Annotated in this window: 20 protein-coding genes and 1 pseudogene; 11 read left to right on the top strand and 10 right to left on the bottom strand. The window is 45.5% G+C overall.

Annotated features, from left to right (window positions below; translation table 11 throughout):
* Window positions 1-29 precede the first annotated feature (29 nt).
* Complete coding sequence (locus FD961_RS01065) at window positions 30-1,772, bottom strand: proline--tRNA ligase (RefSeq protein WP_215393747.1); 1,743 nt, start codon at window positions 1,770-1,772, stop codon at window positions 30-32.
* A 48-nt stretch (window positions 1,773-1,820) separates the two neighbouring features.
* On the opposite strand from FD961_RS01065, the gene FD961_RS01060 reads away from it, so the two are divergent.
* Window positions 1,821-2,420, top strand: a complete 600-nt coding sequence (locus FD961_RS01060) for an RNA pyrophosphohydrolase (protein WP_215393746.1) — start codon at window positions 1,821-1,823, stop codon at window positions 2,418-2,420.
* Window positions 2,420-2,983 (top strand): CNP1-like family protein, encoded by a 564-nt coding sequence (locus FD961_RS01055; protein ID WP_215393745.1) that lies wholly within the window; start codon window positions 2,420-2,422, stop codon window positions 2,981-2,983. Before FD961_RS01060 ends, FD961_RS01055 begins: the two co-directional genes overlap by 1 nt.
* A 25-nt stretch (window positions 2,984-3,008) precedes the next feature.
* Here FD961_RS01055 and proB read toward each other — a convergent pair.
* The 4 genes and pseudogenes from proB to rplU all read right to left on the bottom strand — a co-directional run.
* A pseudogene (gene proB, locus FD961_RS01050) lies at window positions 3,009-3,779 on the bottom strand (glutamate 5-kinase); the annotation flags it as partial.
* Window positions 3,780-3,805: 26 nt separating this feature from the next.
* A complete protein-coding gene (obgE, locus tag FD961_RS01045) occupies window positions 3,806-4,906 on the bottom strand; it encodes a GTPase ObgE (RefSeq protein WP_071464558.1) in 1,101 nt (366 codons plus the stop codon).
* Between the two features lie 87 nt (window positions 4,907-4,993).
* Window positions 4,994-5,254 (bottom strand): 50S ribosomal protein L27, encoded by a 261-nt coding sequence (rpmA, locus tag FD961_RS01040; protein ID WP_011902041.1) that lies wholly within the window; start codon window positions 5,252-5,254, stop codon window positions 4,994-4,996.
* 19 nt (window positions 5,255-5,273) lie between these two features.
* On the bottom strand, window positions 5,274-5,585 hold the full coding sequence (rplU, locus tag FD961_RS01035) for a 50S ribosomal protein L21 (RefSeq protein WP_011902040.1): 312 nt from the start codon (window positions 5,583-5,585) through the stop codon (window positions 5,274-5,276).
* Between the two features lie 75 nt (window positions 5,586-5,660).
* Here rplU and FD961_RS01030 point away from each other — a divergent pair, with 75 nt between their 5' ends.
* The gene (locus FD961_RS01030; RefSeq protein WP_215393743.1) at window positions 5,661-6,665 is read left to right on the top strand and encodes a polyprenyl synthetase family protein; all 1,005 of its coding nucleotides are present in this window, start codon (window positions 5,661-5,663) and stop codon (window positions 6,663-6,665) included.
* Between the two features lie 4 nt (window positions 6,666-6,669).
* On the opposite strand, the gene FD961_RS01025 is transcribed toward FD961_RS01030, so the two are convergent.
* Entirely contained in the window at window positions 6,670-7,605 is a 936-nt protein-coding gene (locus tag FD961_RS01025; RefSeq protein ID WP_215393742.1) for a hypothetical protein, read from the bottom strand.
* A 56-nt stretch (window positions 7,606-7,661) separates the two neighbouring features.
* Here FD961_RS01025 and FD961_RS01020 point away from each other — a divergent pair, with 56 nt between their 5' ends.
* Window positions 7,662-8,429, top strand: coding sequence for a fumarylacetoacetate hydrolase family protein (locus FD961_RS01020; protein ID WP_215393741.1), 768 nt, complete (start codon window positions 7,662-7,664; stop codon window positions 8,427-8,429).
* A gap of 87 nt (window positions 8,430-8,516) precedes the next feature.
* Here the strand turns inward: FD961_RS01020 and FD961_RS01015 are convergent, their stop codons facing one another.
* Together FD961_RS01015 and FD961_RS01010 are read right to left on the bottom strand one after the other, a co-directional pair.
* On the bottom strand, window positions 8,517-9,536 hold the full coding sequence (locus tag FD961_RS01015; protein ID WP_215393740.1) for a 2-dehydropantoate 2-reductase: 1,020 nt from the start codon (window positions 9,534-9,536) through the stop codon (window positions 8,517-8,519).
* 103 nt (window positions 9,537-9,639) lie between these two features.
* Window positions 9,640-11,055 (bottom strand): sodium:solute symporter family protein, encoded by a 1,416-nt coding sequence (locus FD961_RS01010; protein WP_215393739.1) that lies wholly within the window; start codon window positions 11,053-11,055, stop codon window positions 9,640-9,642.
* Window positions 11,056-11,162: 107 nt separating this feature from the next.
* Between FD961_RS01010 and FD961_RS01005 the strand changes: the two genes are divergently transcribed.
* Window positions 11,163-12,137, top strand: a complete 975-nt coding sequence (locus FD961_RS01005) for a squalene/phytoene synthase family protein (protein ID WP_215393738.1) — start codon at window positions 11,163-11,165, stop codon at window positions 12,135-12,137.
* Between the two features lie 8 nt (window positions 12,138-12,145).
* Here the strand turns inward: FD961_RS01005 and FD961_RS01000 are convergent, their stop codons facing one another.
* Window positions 12,146-12,658 carry a methylated-DNA--[protein]-cysteine S-methyltransferase gene (locus FD961_RS01000; RefSeq protein WP_215393737.1) on the bottom strand — a complete coding sequence of 171 codons (513 nt, stop codon included), beginning with the start codon at window positions 12,656-12,658 and terminating at the stop codon, window positions 12,146-12,148.
* A gap of 131 nt (window positions 12,659-12,789) precedes the next feature.
* Between FD961_RS01000 and FD961_RS00995 the strand changes: the two genes are divergently transcribed.
* From FD961_RS00995 to zapD, 6 genes are read left to right on the top strand one after another with little or no spacing between them, the layout of a single operon-like run.
* The gene (locus FD961_RS00995; RefSeq protein ID WP_215393736.1) at window positions 12,790-14,079 is read left to right on the top strand and encodes an HlyC/CorC family transporter; all 1,290 of its coding nucleotides are present in this window, start codon (window positions 12,790-12,792) and stop codon (window positions 14,077-14,079) included.
* Window positions 14,076-15,155, top strand: a complete 1,080-nt coding sequence (locus FD961_RS00990) for a GspE/PulE family protein (protein WP_215393735.1) — start codon at window positions 14,076-14,078, stop codon at window positions 15,153-15,155. Before FD961_RS00995 ends, FD961_RS00990 begins: the two co-directional genes overlap by 4 nt.
* Window positions 15,146-16,192, top strand: a complete 1,047-nt coding sequence (locus tag FD961_RS00985) for a type II secretion system F family protein (RefSeq protein ID WP_215393734.1) — start codon at window positions 15,146-15,148, stop codon at window positions 16,190-16,192. The genes FD961_RS00990 and FD961_RS00985 overlap by 10 nt, the downstream gene beginning before the upstream one ends.
* Complete coding sequence (locus FD961_RS00980; protein WP_215393733.1) at window positions 16,192-16,689, top strand: A24 family peptidase; 498 nt, start codon at window positions 16,192-16,194, stop codon at window positions 16,687-16,689. Before FD961_RS00985 ends, FD961_RS00980 begins: the two co-directional genes overlap by 1 nt.
* Window positions 16,644-17,330, top strand: a complete 687-nt coding sequence (gene coaE, locus FD961_RS00975) for a dephospho-CoA kinase (protein ID WP_371817156.1) — start codon at window positions 16,644-16,646, stop codon at window positions 17,328-17,330. The genes FD961_RS00980 and coaE overlap by 46 nt, the downstream gene beginning before the upstream one ends.
* An 11-nt stretch (window positions 17,331-17,341) precedes the next feature.
* Window positions 17,342-18,094: a cell division protein ZapD gene (gene zapD / locus FD961_RS00970; RefSeq protein WP_215393732.1), complete on the top strand. Its 753-nt coding sequence runs from the start codon at window positions 17,342-17,344 to the stop codon at window positions 18,092-18,094.
* On the opposite strand, the gene FD961_RS00965 is transcribed toward zapD, so the two are convergent.
* Window positions 18,091-18,507, bottom strand: coding sequence for an NUDIX domain-containing protein (locus FD961_RS00965; RefSeq protein ID WP_215393731.1), 417 nt, complete (start codon window positions 18,505-18,507; stop codon window positions 18,091-18,093). The genes zapD and FD961_RS00965 overlap by 4 nt on opposite strands.
* Window positions 18,508-18,509: the final 2 nt, after the last annotated feature.

The following is an 18,509-nucleotide window of genomic DNA, read 5'->3' as shown; positions in this document are numbered from 1 at the left end:
AATTGTTGTAAAGCGCTTAAGCCAGTGAATTAACTCACTGTGCTCTTTGCTGCTTGAACGGCGGTAATCACTTTGTCTTTAATTTGTGCCAGAGCAATATTTTGTGAGTCGGTATCGGTGCGGCCTTTAAATTCCACTTGAGAATCAGCCAAGCCACGATCACCAATAACAACGCGGAATGGGGCGCCAATCAGCTCCCAGTCAGCAAACATTGCACCAGGACGCTCATTGCGATCATCCAAAATCACATCAATGCCAGCAGCCAATAACTCAGCATGCAATTGATCGCATGCTGCTTTGACCTGTTCTGACTTCTCGTAACCCATTGGACAGATGACTACTTCAAATGGCGCCATAGAGATTGGCCAAATAATGCCCTTCTCATCGTGCCCTTGTTCAATTGCCGCTCCAAGTAAACGCGTAACGCCAATGCCATAGCAACCCATAACCATCGGCTGCGCTTTACCTTGTTGATCCAAGTAAGTACATCCCATTGCTTCTGAATAGCGCGTACCTAATTGAAAAACATGACCCACTTCAATTCCACGGCAGATATCAACGATACCTTTACCGTCCGGCGAAGGGTCACCAACTACCGCATTACGAATATCCAAAACAAGTGGTTCTGGCAAATCGCGTCCCCAGTTCACACCAGTCAGATGATGGCCAGCATCATTAGCGCCACAAACAAAGTCAGACATATTCGCAACGGTACGATCCGCCGCGACAGTAACATCAGCGCTCACGCCAACGGGGCCTAAATAGCCAGCAGGTGCGTTACAGGCTTGTTTGATTTCAGCTTCAGTAGCAAAGCGAGACTCTGCCATTCCAGGGATCTTGCTAGCCTTAACCTCATTGAGCTCATGATCACCACGAACTAACAACATAAAGAGTTTTGCTGGGCCTTTTTCTTGATCGGCAGCGAATAACAAGGACTTCACTGTTTTTTCTAATGGGATGTTTAAAAACTTTGCAACCTCTGTGCAATTTGTCTTATCAGGTGTTGGTACTTTTGCCATCGCTTGAGTTGCAGCAGCGCGCCCCGCCAGCAATGACAAAGACTCAGCAGCTTCTAAATTAGCAGCGTAATCAGAGCTCGGGCAATACACAATGGCATCCTCACCGGTATCTGCAATCACATGAAACTCTTGGCTGCCTGATCCACCGATGGCACCATTATCAGCGGTCACTGCGCGGAACTTCAGCCCCATGCGCTTAAAGATACGGGTATAGGCATCAAACATGATTTGGTAAGACTTCTTCAAGCCTTCGATGTCACGATCGAATGAGTAAGCATCTTTCATGCTGAACTCGCGACCGCGCATGATTCCAAAACGAGGGCGACGCTCATCGCGAAACTTAGTCTGAATTTGATAAAAATTAATTGGTAACTGTTTATAGCTCTTAATTTCATTACGAGCTAAATCAGTAATCACCTCTTCTGAGGTTGGCTGAATCAAAAAATCACGATCATGGCGATCTTTGATACGCAGCAACTCTGGACCCATTTTTTCCCAACGACCAGTCTCTTGCCACAATTCAGCAGGCTGAATCATTGGCATGAGTAATTCAACTGCACCAGCGCGATTCATTTCTTCGCGAATGATGTTTTCCACCTTGCGAATCACCTTTAATCCAAGAGGCAAGTAGTTATAAATACCAGCACTCAGTTTGCGAATTAAACCTGCACGCACCATGAGCTTGTGCGAGACCACCTCTGCGTCAGAAGGGGCTTCTTTTAGCGTGGCTAGAAATGATTGTGATGCTTTCATGTATGGATATAATCAAATCATTGATTTTAAAGGATTTGGGGCACGATCATGCTTGACCGTGAAGGGTATAGACCCAATGTCGGCATTGTCCTCCTTAACAGCCGTAACGAGGTTTTCTGGGGAAAACGCGTTGGGCAGCATTCGTGGCAGTTCCCGCAGGGCGGGATAGCTCATGGCGAAAGCCCTGAACAAGCAATGTACCGCGAATTGCATGAAGAGGTTGGCTTGCTGCCGGAACATGTCCAAATTATTGGACGAACCAGGGACTGGCTCCGCTACGACGTCCCTGAGGAGTACTTACGTCGCCAACATGCAACTAGGATTCACCGTGCAGCCTATCGAGGTCAAAAACAAATCTGGTTTTTACTGCGCTTAGTAGGGCTAGATAGCGACATTCAATTACGAGCTACCGAGCATCCAGAATTTGATGCATGGCGTTGGGTTCCATTCTGGATCGAGCTTGATGCTGTAATTGGCTTTAAGCGAGAAGTCTATCAACTGGCTTTATCCGAACTGGCGCGCTACCTTGCAAAAGGCGTGCGGATGCAGCAACTTGCGTGGGGAACCCCTCTTGATTTACTTCAATCCTTTTACTCCATAGGCGATGAAAGCCCCCAAGAATCAACTAAATCGGATAAACCAAAATAATGCCTTCAATACTTCGAGCTTTGAATCTTTATATTTGCTGCATCTGTACAGTTACTGTGTTATCTGCATGCGCCGGCGATCCCATGGAAAGCGGTCTAGATCCATTTGCGCCGATGGTATTTAAGGAGGGGTCAACAAAAATGCCACTCAACCCACCTAATCCATTAACTCTACAAACGTTTTATGTATCACCGCAAACTATCTTTAAGTTTGCCGTTGATACCAATTCCATCATGATTGGCGCAGATGGCGTTACTCGATATATCGTTGTCCTTACTAGCCCAAACGGAAACCAGCAATCCCAATACGAGGGAATTCGTTGTGATTTGTATCAATGGAAACTTTACGGAACACTAGAAAACAATTCCTGGAGAGAGAATCCGCTTGGAGCCTGGAGAGATATCAAGCTGCATGACCCCAATCGCTACCAAGCTGCCCTAGCTCAAGGCGCATTTTGCAACTTCAACTCTCAAGAGAAAAGTTTGAGGGCAGTAATTCAAGCACTCAATCCAAGCGCATTTACGGGTGGTACAAAGCCAACAAACTCTTTTGGCATTGAATAAGAGCCTGCGGAGCTTATTAAGGGCTTAAGCAAGTACCAATTTTCTCTCCAGCCAAAAGTCGAGTTAAGACATCTGGCTCACGTCCCGAGGCAATCACTGTGGATGCGCCTGTTTGCACCGCAATCTTTGCTGCCAATACCTTAGTAAGCATTCCGCCCTTACTCAGCTCACTAGCTGCCCCGCCCGCCATCTTCTCTAAAGCGGGATCACCAGCGATGGCATCAGCCAACAAGATTGCATCTGGATTTTGACGTGGATCGGCAGTAAATAAGCCACCTTGATCGGTCAGTATTACTAGTAAATCTGCATGAACCAGGTTTGTTACCAAAGCAGCCAAGCTATCGTTATCACCAAATTTAATTTCATCGGTAACCACCGTGTCATTCTCGTTAATGATGGGTACTACACCCAACTTCAACAATGTATCTAAGGTACCTTTTGCATTAGCATTGCGCTCAGCATGTGCCAGGTCAGCATTCGTCAGCAAAACCTGTGCACTGCGCAAATTAAATCGCGCAAAACAACTCTCATACACCTGCACTAAACCCATCTGCCCAACTGCAGCTGCAGCCTGAAGCTGATGAATTTCTTGTGGGCGCTTTATCCAACCTAATCGCTGCATACCTTCTGCAATAGCACCTGAGCTCACCATCAGCACCTCGTGACCAGCCTTTAGTAAGCCTGCAATTTGCTCGGCCCACATGGCAATAGCGGCATGATCTAAGCCCTCACCATTATTGGTAACCAGGCTTGAGCCCACTTTAACAACGATACGTTTAGTTTGTTTCAGGTTCATGGCAAATGAAGGTACTTCATCAGACTTTAATCTAGTGTCTTATCTTGGTTTTTTACTTCGTCTTGATCTTGATAACGAGGATCTGCTGCGCGCTCCTCAGCATCATCGCGATCACGGCGTACAGAATCCAAATAGTCTTGCAAGGAATAGCAGAGCTTATCGCAACCCAAGCCAGTTAAGGCCGAGATTTCAAATACGGGGCCTTTCCACTTGAACTGTTTCACAAAGTCAGCCACTACTTTTTTACGATCCTCTTCAGGAATCATATCAACCTTATTTAAAACCAGCCAGCGTGGCTTTTCAACCAAAGCTTCATCATATTTACGTAATTCATTCACGATCGCTTTAGCATCGGCCACTGGGTCCACATTCTCATCAAATGGCGCCAAATCAACTAAGTGCAAGAGAACGCCAGTGCGTTGCAAGTGGCGCAAGAAACGATGGCCCAAGCCAGCACCTTCTGCAGCACCCTCAATCAGTCCTGGGATATCAGCAATTACAAAGCTACGCTCATTACCTACACGTACCACACCTAAATTAGGGTGGAGTGTTGTAAACGGATAGTCGGCAATCTTTGGTCGCGCATTAGAAACTGCGGTAATTAAAGTAGACTTACCGGCATTAGGCATACCGAGCAAACCAACATCGGCCAATACCTTTAGCTCCAATTTGAGCTTACGACGCTCGCCAGGTTTGCCGTTTGTTTTTTGTCTAGGCGCTCTATTTGTAGAGCTCTTAAAGTGAATATTGCCCCAACCTCCAACACCGCCTTGAGCCAAACATAAGCGCTCACCGTGAGTGGTTAAGTCAGCAATTGGCTCACCCGTTTCGTAGTCAGAAATAATCGTACCAACCGGCATACGCAACTCAATATCATCGCCTGCGCGGCCATAGCAATCTGCGCCACGCCCTGGCTCACCATTTTTAGCGGTATGCGTTTTAGCGTAGCGGTAATCGATCAGCGTATTGATGTTGCGATCAGCAGTTGCCCATACGCTTCCACCCTTACCACCATCCCCGCCATCAGGGCCGCCAAATTCAATAAACTTTTCGCGGCGCATAGATGCGCTCCCGGCGCCACCCTGGCCGGCTATGACTTCAATGCGTGCTTCGTCTATAAATTTCATGAATAAAAAAGGCCTCGCTTAGCGAGGCCTGTTCCTAAGAGTTAAATTCGGAATAAATCTGAATCAAACGAGTCTCAGTCAGGCGCCTTATGAACGAGGCAAGACTGAAACTTGGGCCTTCTTCAAAGCACCCTTAACGCCGAATTCCACTTGACCGTCAATTAAGGCGAACAAAGTGTGATCTTTACCAATACCAACGTTAGCACCTGGATGAACACGTGTGCCGCGTTGACGAATGATGATGCTGCCAGCATTAATATGCTCGCCGCCAAATACCTTAACGCCTAAGCGTTTCGATTCTGAGTCGCGGCCATTTCGTGTTGAGCCGCCGCCTTTTTTCTGTGCCATATCTTTCTCCTACCCTGAATTAGGCTTTAATCGTGTTGATCAAAATTTCAGTGAAATTCTGACGATGGCCTTGGTGCTTTTGATAATGCTTGCGACGGCGCATCTTAAAGATTGTCACTTTATCGTGACGTCCCTGGGAGACGACAGTGGCCATCACAGCTGCACCATTAACCAATGGATCACCTAATTTCAGTGAAGCGCCTTCGCCAACGGCGAGGACTTGGTCAAGAGTGATTTCGCTGCCGATTTCCGCTGGTATCTGTTCTATTTTCAATTTTTCGCCTGCAGCAACTTTATATTGTTTGCCACCGGTTTTTATGACCGCGTACATGGTTTGAAACCTCAATTAATATCTACATTTAAGCTAATCCACCCTGGATGAGCTAAGCCCATTATTATATCTTGCATGCCGAGCACTGTCAAAACCAATGACTTAAGCCAAATTCTGGCCCCTATTGCTATAGATTTCAAGGGCTTAGACGAGGTGATTCGCCTCAAATTGGCCTCGAAAGTGGCCTTAATTGACCAAATCTCAACTTATATCATCCAGGCCGGCGGAAAACGGGTAAGACCAGCCCTCTTGATGCTTGTAGCCAAGGCCTTAGCCAATGGCAAAGCAACCCCTCACACCCTAGAAATGGCTGCTGTAGTGGAATTTATCCATACGGCCACCCTACTCCATGACGATGTAGTCGATGAATCCACCCTCAGAAGGGGGCGCGAGACCGCAAATGCCGCCTTTGGCAACGCTGCAAGCGTTTTAGTCGGTGACTTCCTCTATTCAAGGGCATTTCAGATGATGGTTGGCCCAAATGATCTTCGGGTAATGCAAATACTGTCAGATGCCACTAATACGATTGCTGAAGGTGAGGTTTTGCAACTTCTTAATATGAATGACCCAGAGGTTGATGAAGCAAGCTACCTACAAGTGATTCGCTACAAAACTGCCAAATTGTTTGAAGCCTCTACCGAGCTTGGAGCGATTTTGGCAAACAGTACCGATTCACAACGTGAACAGGCTGGTGCGTTTGGTCGTCACATCGGAACGGCATTTCAATTGATGGATGATCTTTTGGACTACACAGCAAGCGCTGCTCAAATGGGAAAAAATGCTGGTGATGATTTACGTGAAGGTAAGCCGACCTTACCTCTTATCTACCTGCTAGAAAATGGCAGCAATGAAGAGCGCTTATTGGTTCGCGCTGCTATCGAACAAAATCAGGATTTACCGGACGATGTCTTTGCGCAGATTTTGGCCGCAGTGCAAACCTCTGGCGCTCTTGATTACACTCAAGCTGCTGCAAAACGCGAAGCAGACCTAGCATTGGAATGCATCAACGACTTTCCAAGCAATGAGGCAACCACTGCATTACGGGCCTTGTGCGAATACTCACTCGCACGACAGACTTAAAAAATTAATTTCCCACGCTGTTCATTCTGAGTTCGCGGGCTGTAATGCGAGCCTGCTCAGCTTCATCGCGAAGCCTTTCCACCTCTTGCTTAGACAATTTTTCGAGATTGGAATAATCCGACTTCCAAGACGGGTCTGAAGCCCAAATCAGTGGCGACTGTAAGGTGGTTCGGGGTGCTGGAGCCGACTCCAGCAAACGCAAAGCCAATTCAAAATTGAGACTTTGGGAGTCAGGATCATTTGGTCTCGCTGCAGCATTTCCCAATGGAAAATCGCTAAATAAAAATCTAGGCACCCCACAGTACTCAACGATATCTTTTGCAGCACCCATTACCAATGTGGGAATACCCTCTGCCTCAAGATATCTCGCCAATAAGCTTTGGCTCTGATGGCAGATGGGACAGTTTGGAATTAAAACCGCAACATCCACTTTATCTGCACGAAGCATTTGCAAAATAGTTGGTGCATCAACATCCAATGTGTGACGCTGACTGCGATTGGTTGGCAAACCATAAAAATGGGGTGACAGCGCCTGAATTCTCTCCGCATTAACGGCCTGCCTTGCAGCCGCCAACGGAAACCAGCAGTTGCTATCTTCCATATTGGCATTTTTGCGATCGATACCAACATGAGCAATTCTCAAATCAATTTCAGCATCAATCCTCATTTGATAAGGCTGATAAAACTTGGCAGCGGCATTGTAGGATGCACCAGGACCCTGATTTCCCTTCGCGGAATCAAAAGGTACTGCTGTAGTAATTAAACCTAAAACAGACTGATTGAGCGGTTTCTTTAGCGGAGTAAATGGCACATGAATGTAATGCGCCCAAACATAGGGGTTGTCATATCCCAAACCCAAGTAATAACTTCGGGTGCGTTCGATATAGCGAACTGGCTGATCCAATTCTGGTGCAAAAACAAGTTCGGAAGTCTGAGACATCAATCCACCCCTGTAAGATATTGACTATCAAATATTTAAATTTATAGGAACTCATTATGGCTCAATGGCTCAGATTTCATCATCAGGGAATAAGTAGCTTGGGACTGTTGCAAGGCGATCAAATTGCCGTGTATTCAGGCGATTTATTCAATCAACCCAAGGCAACTGGCGAGCTGCTTAAACTTGCGGATGTCACTCTGGATATTCCTTGTGTTCCATCAAAGATGGTGGCAATGGTGGATAACTTCCATGCCCTAGTGACTAAGCTCGAACATTCAGTACCGCCTGAACCCCTGTACTTTCTCAAAGGAAATAACTCTTTCTTAGCTGCTAACCAAGTGATTCGGACACCCAAATCGTATTCAGGGAAAGTCGTCTACGAGGGTGAATTGGGGATCGTGGTTGGTAAGCACATTTACGAGGCAGATGAATCTGAGGCTGCAAAAGCTATTTTTGGATATACCTGCATCAACGATGTGACTGCAATTGAAATTCTTAACCGTGATCCTGGGTATGCTCAGTGGACTCGGTCAAAAAGTTTTAATACTTTTGGCGTTTTTGGTCCCTACATCACCACCGATGTTGACCCGAGCAAGCTAACCATCAAAACGATTCTGAACGATCAAGAGCGTCAGAATTACCCGGTTGCAGATATGATCTTCCCACCAGCTAAATTGGTAAGCTTGATTTCTCAAGATATGCCTCTGGAAGCGGGCGACATCATTGCTTGCGGCACCTCGGTGGGTGTTGGCTCCATGAAATCTGGCAGCAACGTCAGCATCATCATTGAAGGTGTTGGGCAGTTGGATAATCGCTTCGAATAAATTGATCGCCCTTAAAACAAAAACCCTTGCTATGCTCAATAGCAAGGGGTTTTTTAATGCCAAAGTTAACTGCTAATCTTTTTGCTTTTAATAACCAGAAACTGATGGTAAAGCCAAGCTGCCTTTAGAAGCTTGTACGTTTTCATCTAAGTATTTTGTTAAAGCAAATACGGTATTTAAACAAGGAGTGGGTGTCTGAGTAATCTTACCCAGCTCAATCACTGAACCCAAGAGTGCATCGATTTCTAAACTACGGCCAGCCTCCAGGTCTTGCAGCATTGAGGTCTTATGCTTACCCACTTTTTCTGCACCAGCAATGCGACGCTCAATATCGACGCGGAATGTTACGCCTAGTTTCTCAGCAATCGTTTGCGCTTCAGCCATCATGCTGCGCGCCAATTCTTTCGTAAGCGGGTACTGGCAGATACCCTCCAGGGTTCCATGAGTCAAAGAACTGATTGGATTGAAAGTCATATTTCCCCACAGCTTGAGCCAAATCTCAGAACGGATATCGTCCAAGATTGGTGACTTAAAGCCGGCAGCGCTCATCATCTCTGAGATCTTTTGAATGCGCTCCGTTGTCTTGCCATCCAACTCACCTAACGGAAAGCGATTACCCTCTACGTGGCGAATGACGCCGGGAGCTTGGGTGAACGTTGCTGGATACACAACGCACCCAATGATGTTGTTTGGATTAATTGCTTTTTTTGCGAGTCCGCCAGCATCCACTGTTTCAACAGAGTGGTCTTGATACTCACCACCCAATTTTTGGAAATACCACCAAGGAATACCGTTTTGCATTGGAATCAAAATCGTTTCAGGGCCCATGATGGCAGCCAAGTCATCAATGATGGGCTCCACTTGATGGGCTTTCACTGCCAAAATTACCACATCCGGCGTTTCAGCATCTCTCATTTTTTCTACTGCTTTGACTTGCGCAACTAATGGCTCTGGCTGATCATCCATGATCAGTGCCAAACCACGTTCTTTAATAGCGGCTAAAGTTGAGCCACGAGCAACCACGGTGACGTCATTGCCCGCTCTGGCCAACATGACAGCTAGATAACCGCCTATGGCACCACCTCCACCGATCACACAGATTTTCATAGGAACCCCATAAGAATTAAAATTTTTGTATTAACTCCATATTAGAGGAGAACATTTTGCAGTGCAACAATTTTGATTGCCTAATTTATAAGCAAATAAGGCTTTAAACTGCCTTTAAAGAGTCTTTTGGCACTAGGCTACCCAAAATCATGCCGGCAATACTGGCCAATAAGCCTGCCAATTGCGGTGGCAAGATGGCATTAGGGGCCAAAATTTCGGAGCTAATCCAGATTGTCAGGCCCCCAACTACCGCCAACAGGCCACCTAAGGAGTTTGCTCTAGGCCAGTAGACCCCAAAAGCGAGTGGTACAAAAGCAGCCACTAAGGTGACCTTATAGGCACTCTCCACCATCTTAAAAATAGATAACTCAGAGTTCACAGCAAAAAAGGTGACAACTACTGCAAAACACAAGACAGTAATCCGCATGATTTTCAGCAAATGACGATCTGACAGGTGCTTGAAAAAACCTCTCACAATGTTTTCTGCAAAAGTCACTGAGGGCGCTAGCAAGGTGGCACTTGCGCAACTCTTAATTGCAGATAGCAAAGCACCAAAGAACATCACCTGAGCAATAAGTGGAGCATGGTTCAAGATGAGCTTTGGCAGAATCATTTGAGGATCCGTATTCAAATATTGGTTCACCAAATCAGGACTAATTAAAGTTGCCGAATAAGCTAAATACATCGGCACAAAAGCAAAGATAAAGTACAGCACGCCGCCCAGAATGGCAGCATTTACGGCAATATTCACATTTTTGCTTGAGGTAATTCGCTGGAAGACGTCTTGTTGCGGAATAGAGCCAAGCATCATCGTACACAGTGCTGCAACAAATCCTAAGATTGATGCTAGATTCATTTCAGGCCAGAAATTACTAAACTGCCCAGCAGCTGCAGCATGCTCGATGACTACCCCAATACCACCGGTCTGCACGGTCATCTCGCCGCCAATATAGAGCATGCCAATCACAATAATGATCATCTGAATAAAGTCAGTAATCGCCACTGACCACATGCCACCAAATAGGGTATAGATCAAGACGCTAGCAGCGCCAATCATCATGCCACCAGTCTGAGAGATGCTGCCTTCAGAAACAACATTAAACACGAGACCCAAAGCTTTGATCTGAGCAGCTACCCACCCTAAATATGAAACAACAATACATAGCGTTACTAAAACTTCAACGGTACGTCCATACTTCTCGCGAAAGAAATCACCGATAGTAAGCATGCGACGGTTGTACAGGTGCCGCGCAAAAAAGAGACCCACCAAGATGAGGCAAAGGGAGGAACCAAATGGGTCTGCAACGACACCACCTAAACCTTCTTTTAAGAAGGTTGCTGGAATACCTAAAACTGTTTCCGAACCAAACCAAGTTGCAAAAACCGTAGCTGTCACGATAGGCATTGGAAGACTATGCCCTGCTGCTGCGAAATCAGCAGTGTTCTTGACGCGCAAAGCAGCCCATAGGCCAATGCCAACTGAGACTACCCAGTAAATGATGACGAACCAAATCAGCACGCCCGATTTCTCCTTCCAGAATTTGGTGAAATTATATGGCTATGTCACTTTTGTTAGTAAGGAAATAAGTGCCAATTTAGAGCACGCTGGTCTGACATAATTGATAGGTGCCTTCAGCCAAATTAAACCTACTCGAAAGCCTTGATGCCGATCTAGCCTATCAAAAGGCTATTTTGAGCTCGGTATCCCGCACCTTTGCGCTCACCATTCCCCTATTGCCACCCGCTATTGAAAAAGTAGTTGGCAATACTTACTTACTTTGCAGAATTGTTGACACCATCGAAGATGCAATCGATGTCAAACCGGAAGCCAAGCAAGCACTCTCTAAGCTATTTCTAGATGCTGTTTTAGAGACCGCACCAGTACAGTCCTTCGTTGAGCCTTGCCTGGTAGAGCTCAAGAATTATGGCAATCAAGATGAGCTTGATTTAATAGCTCACACTCCAACTGTTTTGCGAATCTTACATACCTGCTCTAGCCAAGATCAAGCCGCCGTTAGTCGATGTGTTTCTATCATGTCTGAAGGGATGTCCCGATTTCATGGCAAGCAAACTGAAAAGGGCCTACAGGATCTAAAAGAATTTGAAGAGTACTGCTATGTCGTAGCTGGTGTGGTTGGAGAGCTTCTTACCAGTATTTTTAGTAATCACTCAGCTTCATTTGCAAAGAATATGAAAGGGCATGAAGCCCTAGCGATCGACTTTGGTCAAGCCTTGCAGATGACTAACATCCTCAAAGATTCACCTGAAGATAAAGCCCGGGGTGTTTCTTGGAAGCCAATCAATACCAGCCAGCCTGAGCTCCTGAGGATTGCCTATCAAAAGCTTCAAGCCTCCATGGACTACATCCTGCTAATTCCAAAGGAAGAGTTAGGGATGAGACGTTTTTGCTTCTTAGCATTTGGTCTTGCAGTAATGACGCTATCCAAAATTGCCACTCGCAATCAATTTAATAGTAAAGCGGAAGTTAAGCTCTCTCGCAAAACTGTAATGATGTTTTATAGCTTTACTAAATTTGCAGTTCATAGTGATGCACTCATGAAGATGTTCTTTTATGCATCATCCAAGTCACTCAGAAAATAAATCAGGACTTAGAGCACCCCCTCGTGCCTTAGAAGCCAAGTCTTAATCTCTCGATAAAGGCCTGGAACATTCTCTTTCATGAATCCGCCTATACCCTGAGCGGATAACACGCGATGGCATGGAGTGATCAAGGGGTAGGGATTTGCGCCGCAGGCTGTACCTACTGCCCTTGGACCGCTTTTAATGGCTTTTGCTACCTCACCATAGGTCCGTGATTGACCAAGAGGTATCTCCCGAATACGCTTCCAGACTTTTTGCTGATGGGCAGTGCCTAGCGGCTTCATCGGCAAATCAAATTGAAAATGTGGATCCTTAAAGTAAGCCTTGCATTGCTTAGCCACTTCTTTAGCCAGTTGATTCTGAGGTGGTGAAAGAGGGGTGTTTGCAGATAGATAGTCAACCCTTGAGAGCATGAGGCTCCCATCGACTATCTCAGTCAGAATACCTAGCCTCCCAAAAGGGGCCTCAATGACACAGTAATCAGCACTTTTAGCCAGGGAAGATTTTTTTGATGGGGCCATAGGAATGATTCTCACATAATTTAAATCAAGAATATGACAAGCATTTCTACCCTAGCTATAGCCTATGAATATGGCTAGTGAAAGCTTACTTTGCTATATTGAATCATCATTCATTTTTGCAGGCAAGCTTGATGGACAACTTTTTTGACGATTGGCCCCTTTACAGCCAGGCTGCTTTAGTCCTATTTTTGCTCGCACTATCGGGCTTCTTTTCGATGGCTGAGACGAGCATGCTTTCATCAAACCGTCATCGCCTTCGTGCGATGGCCAATAGCGGAAACTCAGGCGCGGCCCTAGCTGAAAGACTTCTCAAACGAATTGACTCACTACTCTCAGTGCTGTTGATTTCAAATAATCTCATCAACACCATCCTTCCCATCTTGGTTACTGGGATTGCCCTGCATCTATTTGGCGAAAGCGGACTCGTTCTTTCTATCGCAACTTTAGTGGTTGCTTTACTCATCATCATCTTTAGTGAGATCACCCCCAAGGTAATTGGAGCTGCTTTCCCGGAAAAGATTGCATCTAACGTTGGATGGCTTATTTTGCCATTGACCTTTTTACTAAAACCTTTGCTTTGGCTAATTAACAATTTTGTTTCTGGCTTGATGAAAGCGTCAGGCTTGCAATCCTCCTCAGATAGCAGGGCAATGAGCAAAGAAGAGTTGCGTAGCCTAGTTCTAGAATCGAATCGCTTTGTTTCAACTCATCATCGTAATATTTTGCTCAACCTATTTAACCTAGAGAACATTAGCGTTGATGATGTAATGACCCCAAGGTCAAAAATTGAGGTTTTGGATCTTGCTAGACCGATTGATGAGGTTGTTCAGCAACTGGAGACGTGTTATCACAATAAATTACCCGTATGTGATGGTGATTCTGAGCGGATTGTGGGGATCTTATCGGTCAAAAAAGCCCTATCTTTATTAGGCGACTCCGACTTACAGCATGAAGACTTCAGGTCTCTCATCAATGAGCCTTATTTCATTCCTACTGGCACACCTGTTCTGCAACAGATGCAATTCTTTCAAGACAATCAACAGCGCTTAAGTTTGGTGGTCAATGAATATGGTGAGGTGCTAGGCCTAGTCACATTCGAAGATATCGTAGAAGAGCTGATTGGTGAATTCACAACCTCTTTCTCCAATCTGTCGACTGATCCTCACTGGCTGGCTGACGGAACCTATCTTGCCAGTGGTGGAGCCTCTTTAAGGGATCTGAATCGACTCCTCAATTTGGATCTCCCCTTAGATGGCCCTCGAACTTTAAACGGTCTTATCTTAGAAAAACTTGAAGCAATACCCGGCCATGATGTGAGCGTCAAAATTGCCGGTATCGTCATGGATATCGTGCAGTTTGATGACCAAGGCGTGAAGACCGTCAAACTCTATCGCCCAAGCCCCAACCTAGACCAAGCTTGAGCGTTTCTCATGATGACTCACTCATAATTCGCACCTGGTATGAGATCGCAACTGTTGCGCTTCATGCCAGAGCTAGCGATATTCACATTGAGGCTGGAACCCTAAATAGCCTTGTCCGTATTCGAGTAGATGGCTTATTACAATTAGCGTCCCAATATCCCGCTGATCTGCATGAGCGACTGATTACGCGCATCAAAGTATTAGCACGCTTAGACATTGCCGAGAAGCGCATCCCACAAGATGGACGTCTTTGTATTGGTCTGGATTTTTCAAAACCCGATATTGATTGCCGTGTTTCGATACTGCCAACCCTGTATGGCGAAAAAGCAGTGATTCGAATCTTGCCCAACAAGCTAGATGGGCTTGCACTAAATCAAATTGGGTTACTCCCTGAACAGCTTTGCATTCTTCAAAAGACAATTTCACAACCCAATGGGTTAATTCTGGTCACAGGACCAACGGGGAGCGGTAAAACCCGCACGCTCTATAGCTGCTTGAATACACTCAATCAAACTCATCGCAATTTGTGCTCAATTGAGGATCCTGTTGAAATCCGCTTACCTGGCGTTAATCAAGTGGCGTATCACCCTCGTGCAGGCCTTGATTTTGGAACAATCATTAAGGCCCTTCTGAGGCAGGATCCCGATGTCATCATGATCGGAGAAATACGAGATGCTGCTACAGCACAACTGGCGATTCAAGCTGCACAGACCGGCCATCTTGTCTTAAGTACCTTGCATACTCGGGATGCTAGAGGAGCACTGGCTAGATTGAAAAATCTCGGGGTAGATGAAGAATCGTTGGTATCTTGTTTGCGAAGCGTTAGCTCCCAAAGATTGATTCGCAAACTATGCCATGAATGTAAAAAATCTGTCGCGAAAGCTATGAGTAGCTGCTCAAAATGTAAAGGCAGCGGTTACTTTGGGCGCATTGGTGTTCATGAAGTTTTAAGTAGCCGACATTTATTTGATTCTTTCTTGCCCTCTCTGAGTATGAGTGAAGCGGGATCACAATACGTCAAAGCTGGTCTTATTGATCAAGCCAGTCTAGATGCCGAGGTTAGCCAATGGCACTAAGTAAACAATCTCAATGGGATTTTGCACAGCAATTGTTGACTCTGTTTCATGCTGGATTAGCGCTTCTAAATGCTATCGAACTCATTCAATCCTCGGCTCCAAAAGACTGGCAACCCTGGTTAAAGGCAATCCAAACTCATCTGAAGCAAGGCAATAGCTTTTCTCACAGTCTAATGGCACAAGACAATCTATTTTCCATGGAGTTTATTAACTTGATTCGAGTAAGTGAGCGCACTGGCGATATTTCTCTCGCTCTCAAAACGATATGCCAGCAACTAGAAGCTCAAATTGAATTAAGACGTAAAGTGCAACAAGCCCTGAGCTACCCCCTTATTACCTTAGGCAGCTCATTCCTATTGGTGATCGTCATGATGATTTGGGTTGTTCCTGTTTTTAAGGATGTTTTTGGGCATTTTCAGGCAGAACTGCCACCGCCCACAAAAGCGCTCATTCAAGCTTCATCACTCTTAAACAACTTTGCCCTAGAAATCAGCATTTGTCTTATCACCAGTATTTTCATTTTCTTGGGTGCCTGGTTCAAATCCTCCGCCTTCCAAAAGAAGTGTGATGAATGGAGTTTTCGTATTCCCCTAATAGGAAAATTGCTGCGCCTAGCAGCCTTAACTTACTGGTGCCGAACCCTAAGCCACCTTCTAGACTCAGGATTACCACTTCCAGATGCATTGCGAGTGACCGCACAATCATCCAACCATTGGCTGAGCCATGACTTGAGTGCAGAAGTTTTTAAACAATTAACCCGAGGGTGGCCTTTAGGGGATGCCTTGAAAAAAGCTGATCCAAAATATGGCTTTTTTGATCCCGAGACCTTGCAATTACTTCATATCGCATCTGAAAGCGGCCTTCTTGCGCAAATGCTTAGCAAGCGTGCCCACACCTTAGGATCACAACTAAGTAACCGACTTAATAACTTGAGTCAAACTTTGGAACCTTTGCTCATTATTATTGTTGGTGTAATTATTGGTAGTCTTGTCACCATCTTGTATCTACCGATATTTAATTTAGGGCAAATCGTTTAATGCATTTTTTCACCATCATCGATCTAGTGCGAGCCTTCCTCATCATGACCTTGCTATGCTTGGCCTATATTGATCTACGCACGTTTCGACTGCCTGATTTCATGACCATTCCCATGATTTTTTTTGGACTGATATTTAACGGTATTGGATGGGGTTTTACTAACGTTGAAAATGCCATTGCAGGGGCAATTATTGGATATGCTTTTTTATGGGCTCTCAACCTAGTCTATCTTTGGATTAAAAAACAAAATGGCATCGGCATGGGGGATGCCAAACTATTGGCCGCTCTAGGGGCTTGGCTAGGTGTGAGTGCTTTACCAGAGATTCTCTTCTTAGCCTCAATCACCGGTCTATTGGGAGGGCTTCTTTGGCTTCGACTCCACCAGCAAGGTATGCGGTCAGCATTTCCTTTTGGACCATTTCTTGCTATTGCTGGCATTATTGAGCTGTTATGGCCACAGCTTCTCCAATCTTGGTTTCTGAGCAACCCGATTTAAGCAGATTAAAGGGGCGCATTCCCTTGATCGGCTTAACTGGAGGCATTGGTTCGGGCAAAACAGCGGTCAGCGATTTATTGGGGAAATTGGGCGCCGGAATTATTGATACTGATCTGATTGCCCATCAGATCACTGCTCCAAATGGAGTGGCAATTTCAGCCATCAAGAAGCAGTTTGGCACCGAGTTTATTGACCTCAATGGGGCTCTAGATAGAAGCAAGATGCGCACCCTAGTGTTCGCCAAACCTGAAGCCAGAAAAGCCCTTGAGGAGATTACCCACCCCTTTATTCGACAAGAAACCTTAAAACAGGCTAATCAGCTAGCGACTGCAAACGCACCCTATCTCGTATTTGTGGTGCCGCTTTTGATTGAATCAGGTACTTGGGAAGGTCTAATTGACGATTTAGTGGTGGTGGACTGCCCTGAGGAGCTCCAAATTGCAAGGGTGATGCACCGCAGCAATTTAGCCCGGGCTGAAGTGGAAAGAATTCTTCAGGCTCAAGCATCCAGAAAAGATCGTCTTGCTCGCGCGGATTTCGTTCTTGAGAATCAAGGCGACTTTGCGGAACTCGAAGCCGAGGTCAATCAATTGCACCAAAAAATTCTGCAGATTAAGAAAGATCAGCTCAGTTCGTCATAGAATATGGGCTTGTGATTGTCTACGAATACCCCTTCAATGAATTAGTTCGAAGCATGCTTCGACTGGAGTATTTGTTCGCCCGTTTCAATCATTTCTTACGATCTGATGATCCAGAACTTCATCACAATGCAATCTCAATTCTGTTTGATCTTGGTGACATTGGTGCACGTGGTGATATTAAGTCACTATTATTAAAAGAATTTGAGCGTCAAAAATATGCGCTTAATGGACTCAAGTCTTCCCAAAAAGTAGATCAAGAAGCGCTGTCTCAAACACTCGCAGAAATTGATTCTGTTGCCAGCAAAATAAATCAATCGGCAGGTCGCCCCAATTTAATCATTTCTGAGAGCGAGTGGCTCAATGGCATACGCACTCGCTTGAACATTCCTGGTGGCACGAGTCCAATTGATTTGCCAAGTTATCACGCATGGAAAAATAGTCCATCACCTGAGCGTCGCAAGCTATTAGAAAATTTTGTTAGTCCACTATTGCCATGGCAAGATGCTTGCCAATTATTTTTGCGCTTATTACGCCAATCTGGTGAAGCAAAAGATGTAGTGGCGCACAATGGATCATTTCAACAGGCACCATCTGGAAAAGTCTATCAATTGATGCGCATTGCAGTCGAGGACGATACTCTCTTCTCTGAAATTAGTGCCAATAAATATTTGTTGTCCGTACGCTTTATGCAATCGGACCGAGACAAAAAAGCGCAGCCTGCTGCTACGGACATACCATTCAAGCTAACGCTCTGCCAGTTCTAGGGCAATAAGGCGCGCAGCCTATCCAGCATTGGCCAAGCGGCCGGTAATAGTGGTTCAACACTGGGCTTTTCTGAGCCCAATAACTCCCAAGATAAAGCCTGACCTTCGCAGCCTTTTGGAATGCCGGACCATTCTCGAATAATGCTGACATGTAGTCGTACATAAGCATGTGGATAGTCATGCTCGAGAACTGTTAATTCTTCGCTAGATTGAATATCAATACCGAGCTCTTCTTGCAGTTCGCGCTTAAGCGCCTGGAAAACAGTTTCACCTTTTTCAATCTTGCCACCTGGAACTTCCCAATAACCAGCATAAGGCTTGCCTTCTGGTCTTTGTCCCAAGAGATAGTGACCGGCCTTATCTAGCAATATGCCAGCAGCCACTTCAGTAACGGGTCGATTGATATCACTCATGA

The sequence above is a fragment of the Polynucleobacter sp. TSB-Sco08W16 genome, from assembly GCF_018687455.1.
Taxonomy (GTDB): domain Bacteria; phylum Pseudomonadota; class Gammaproteobacteria; order Burkholderiales; family Burkholderiaceae; genus Polynucleobacter.
This window is presented reverse-complemented; position numbering and strand designations above follow the sequence as displayed.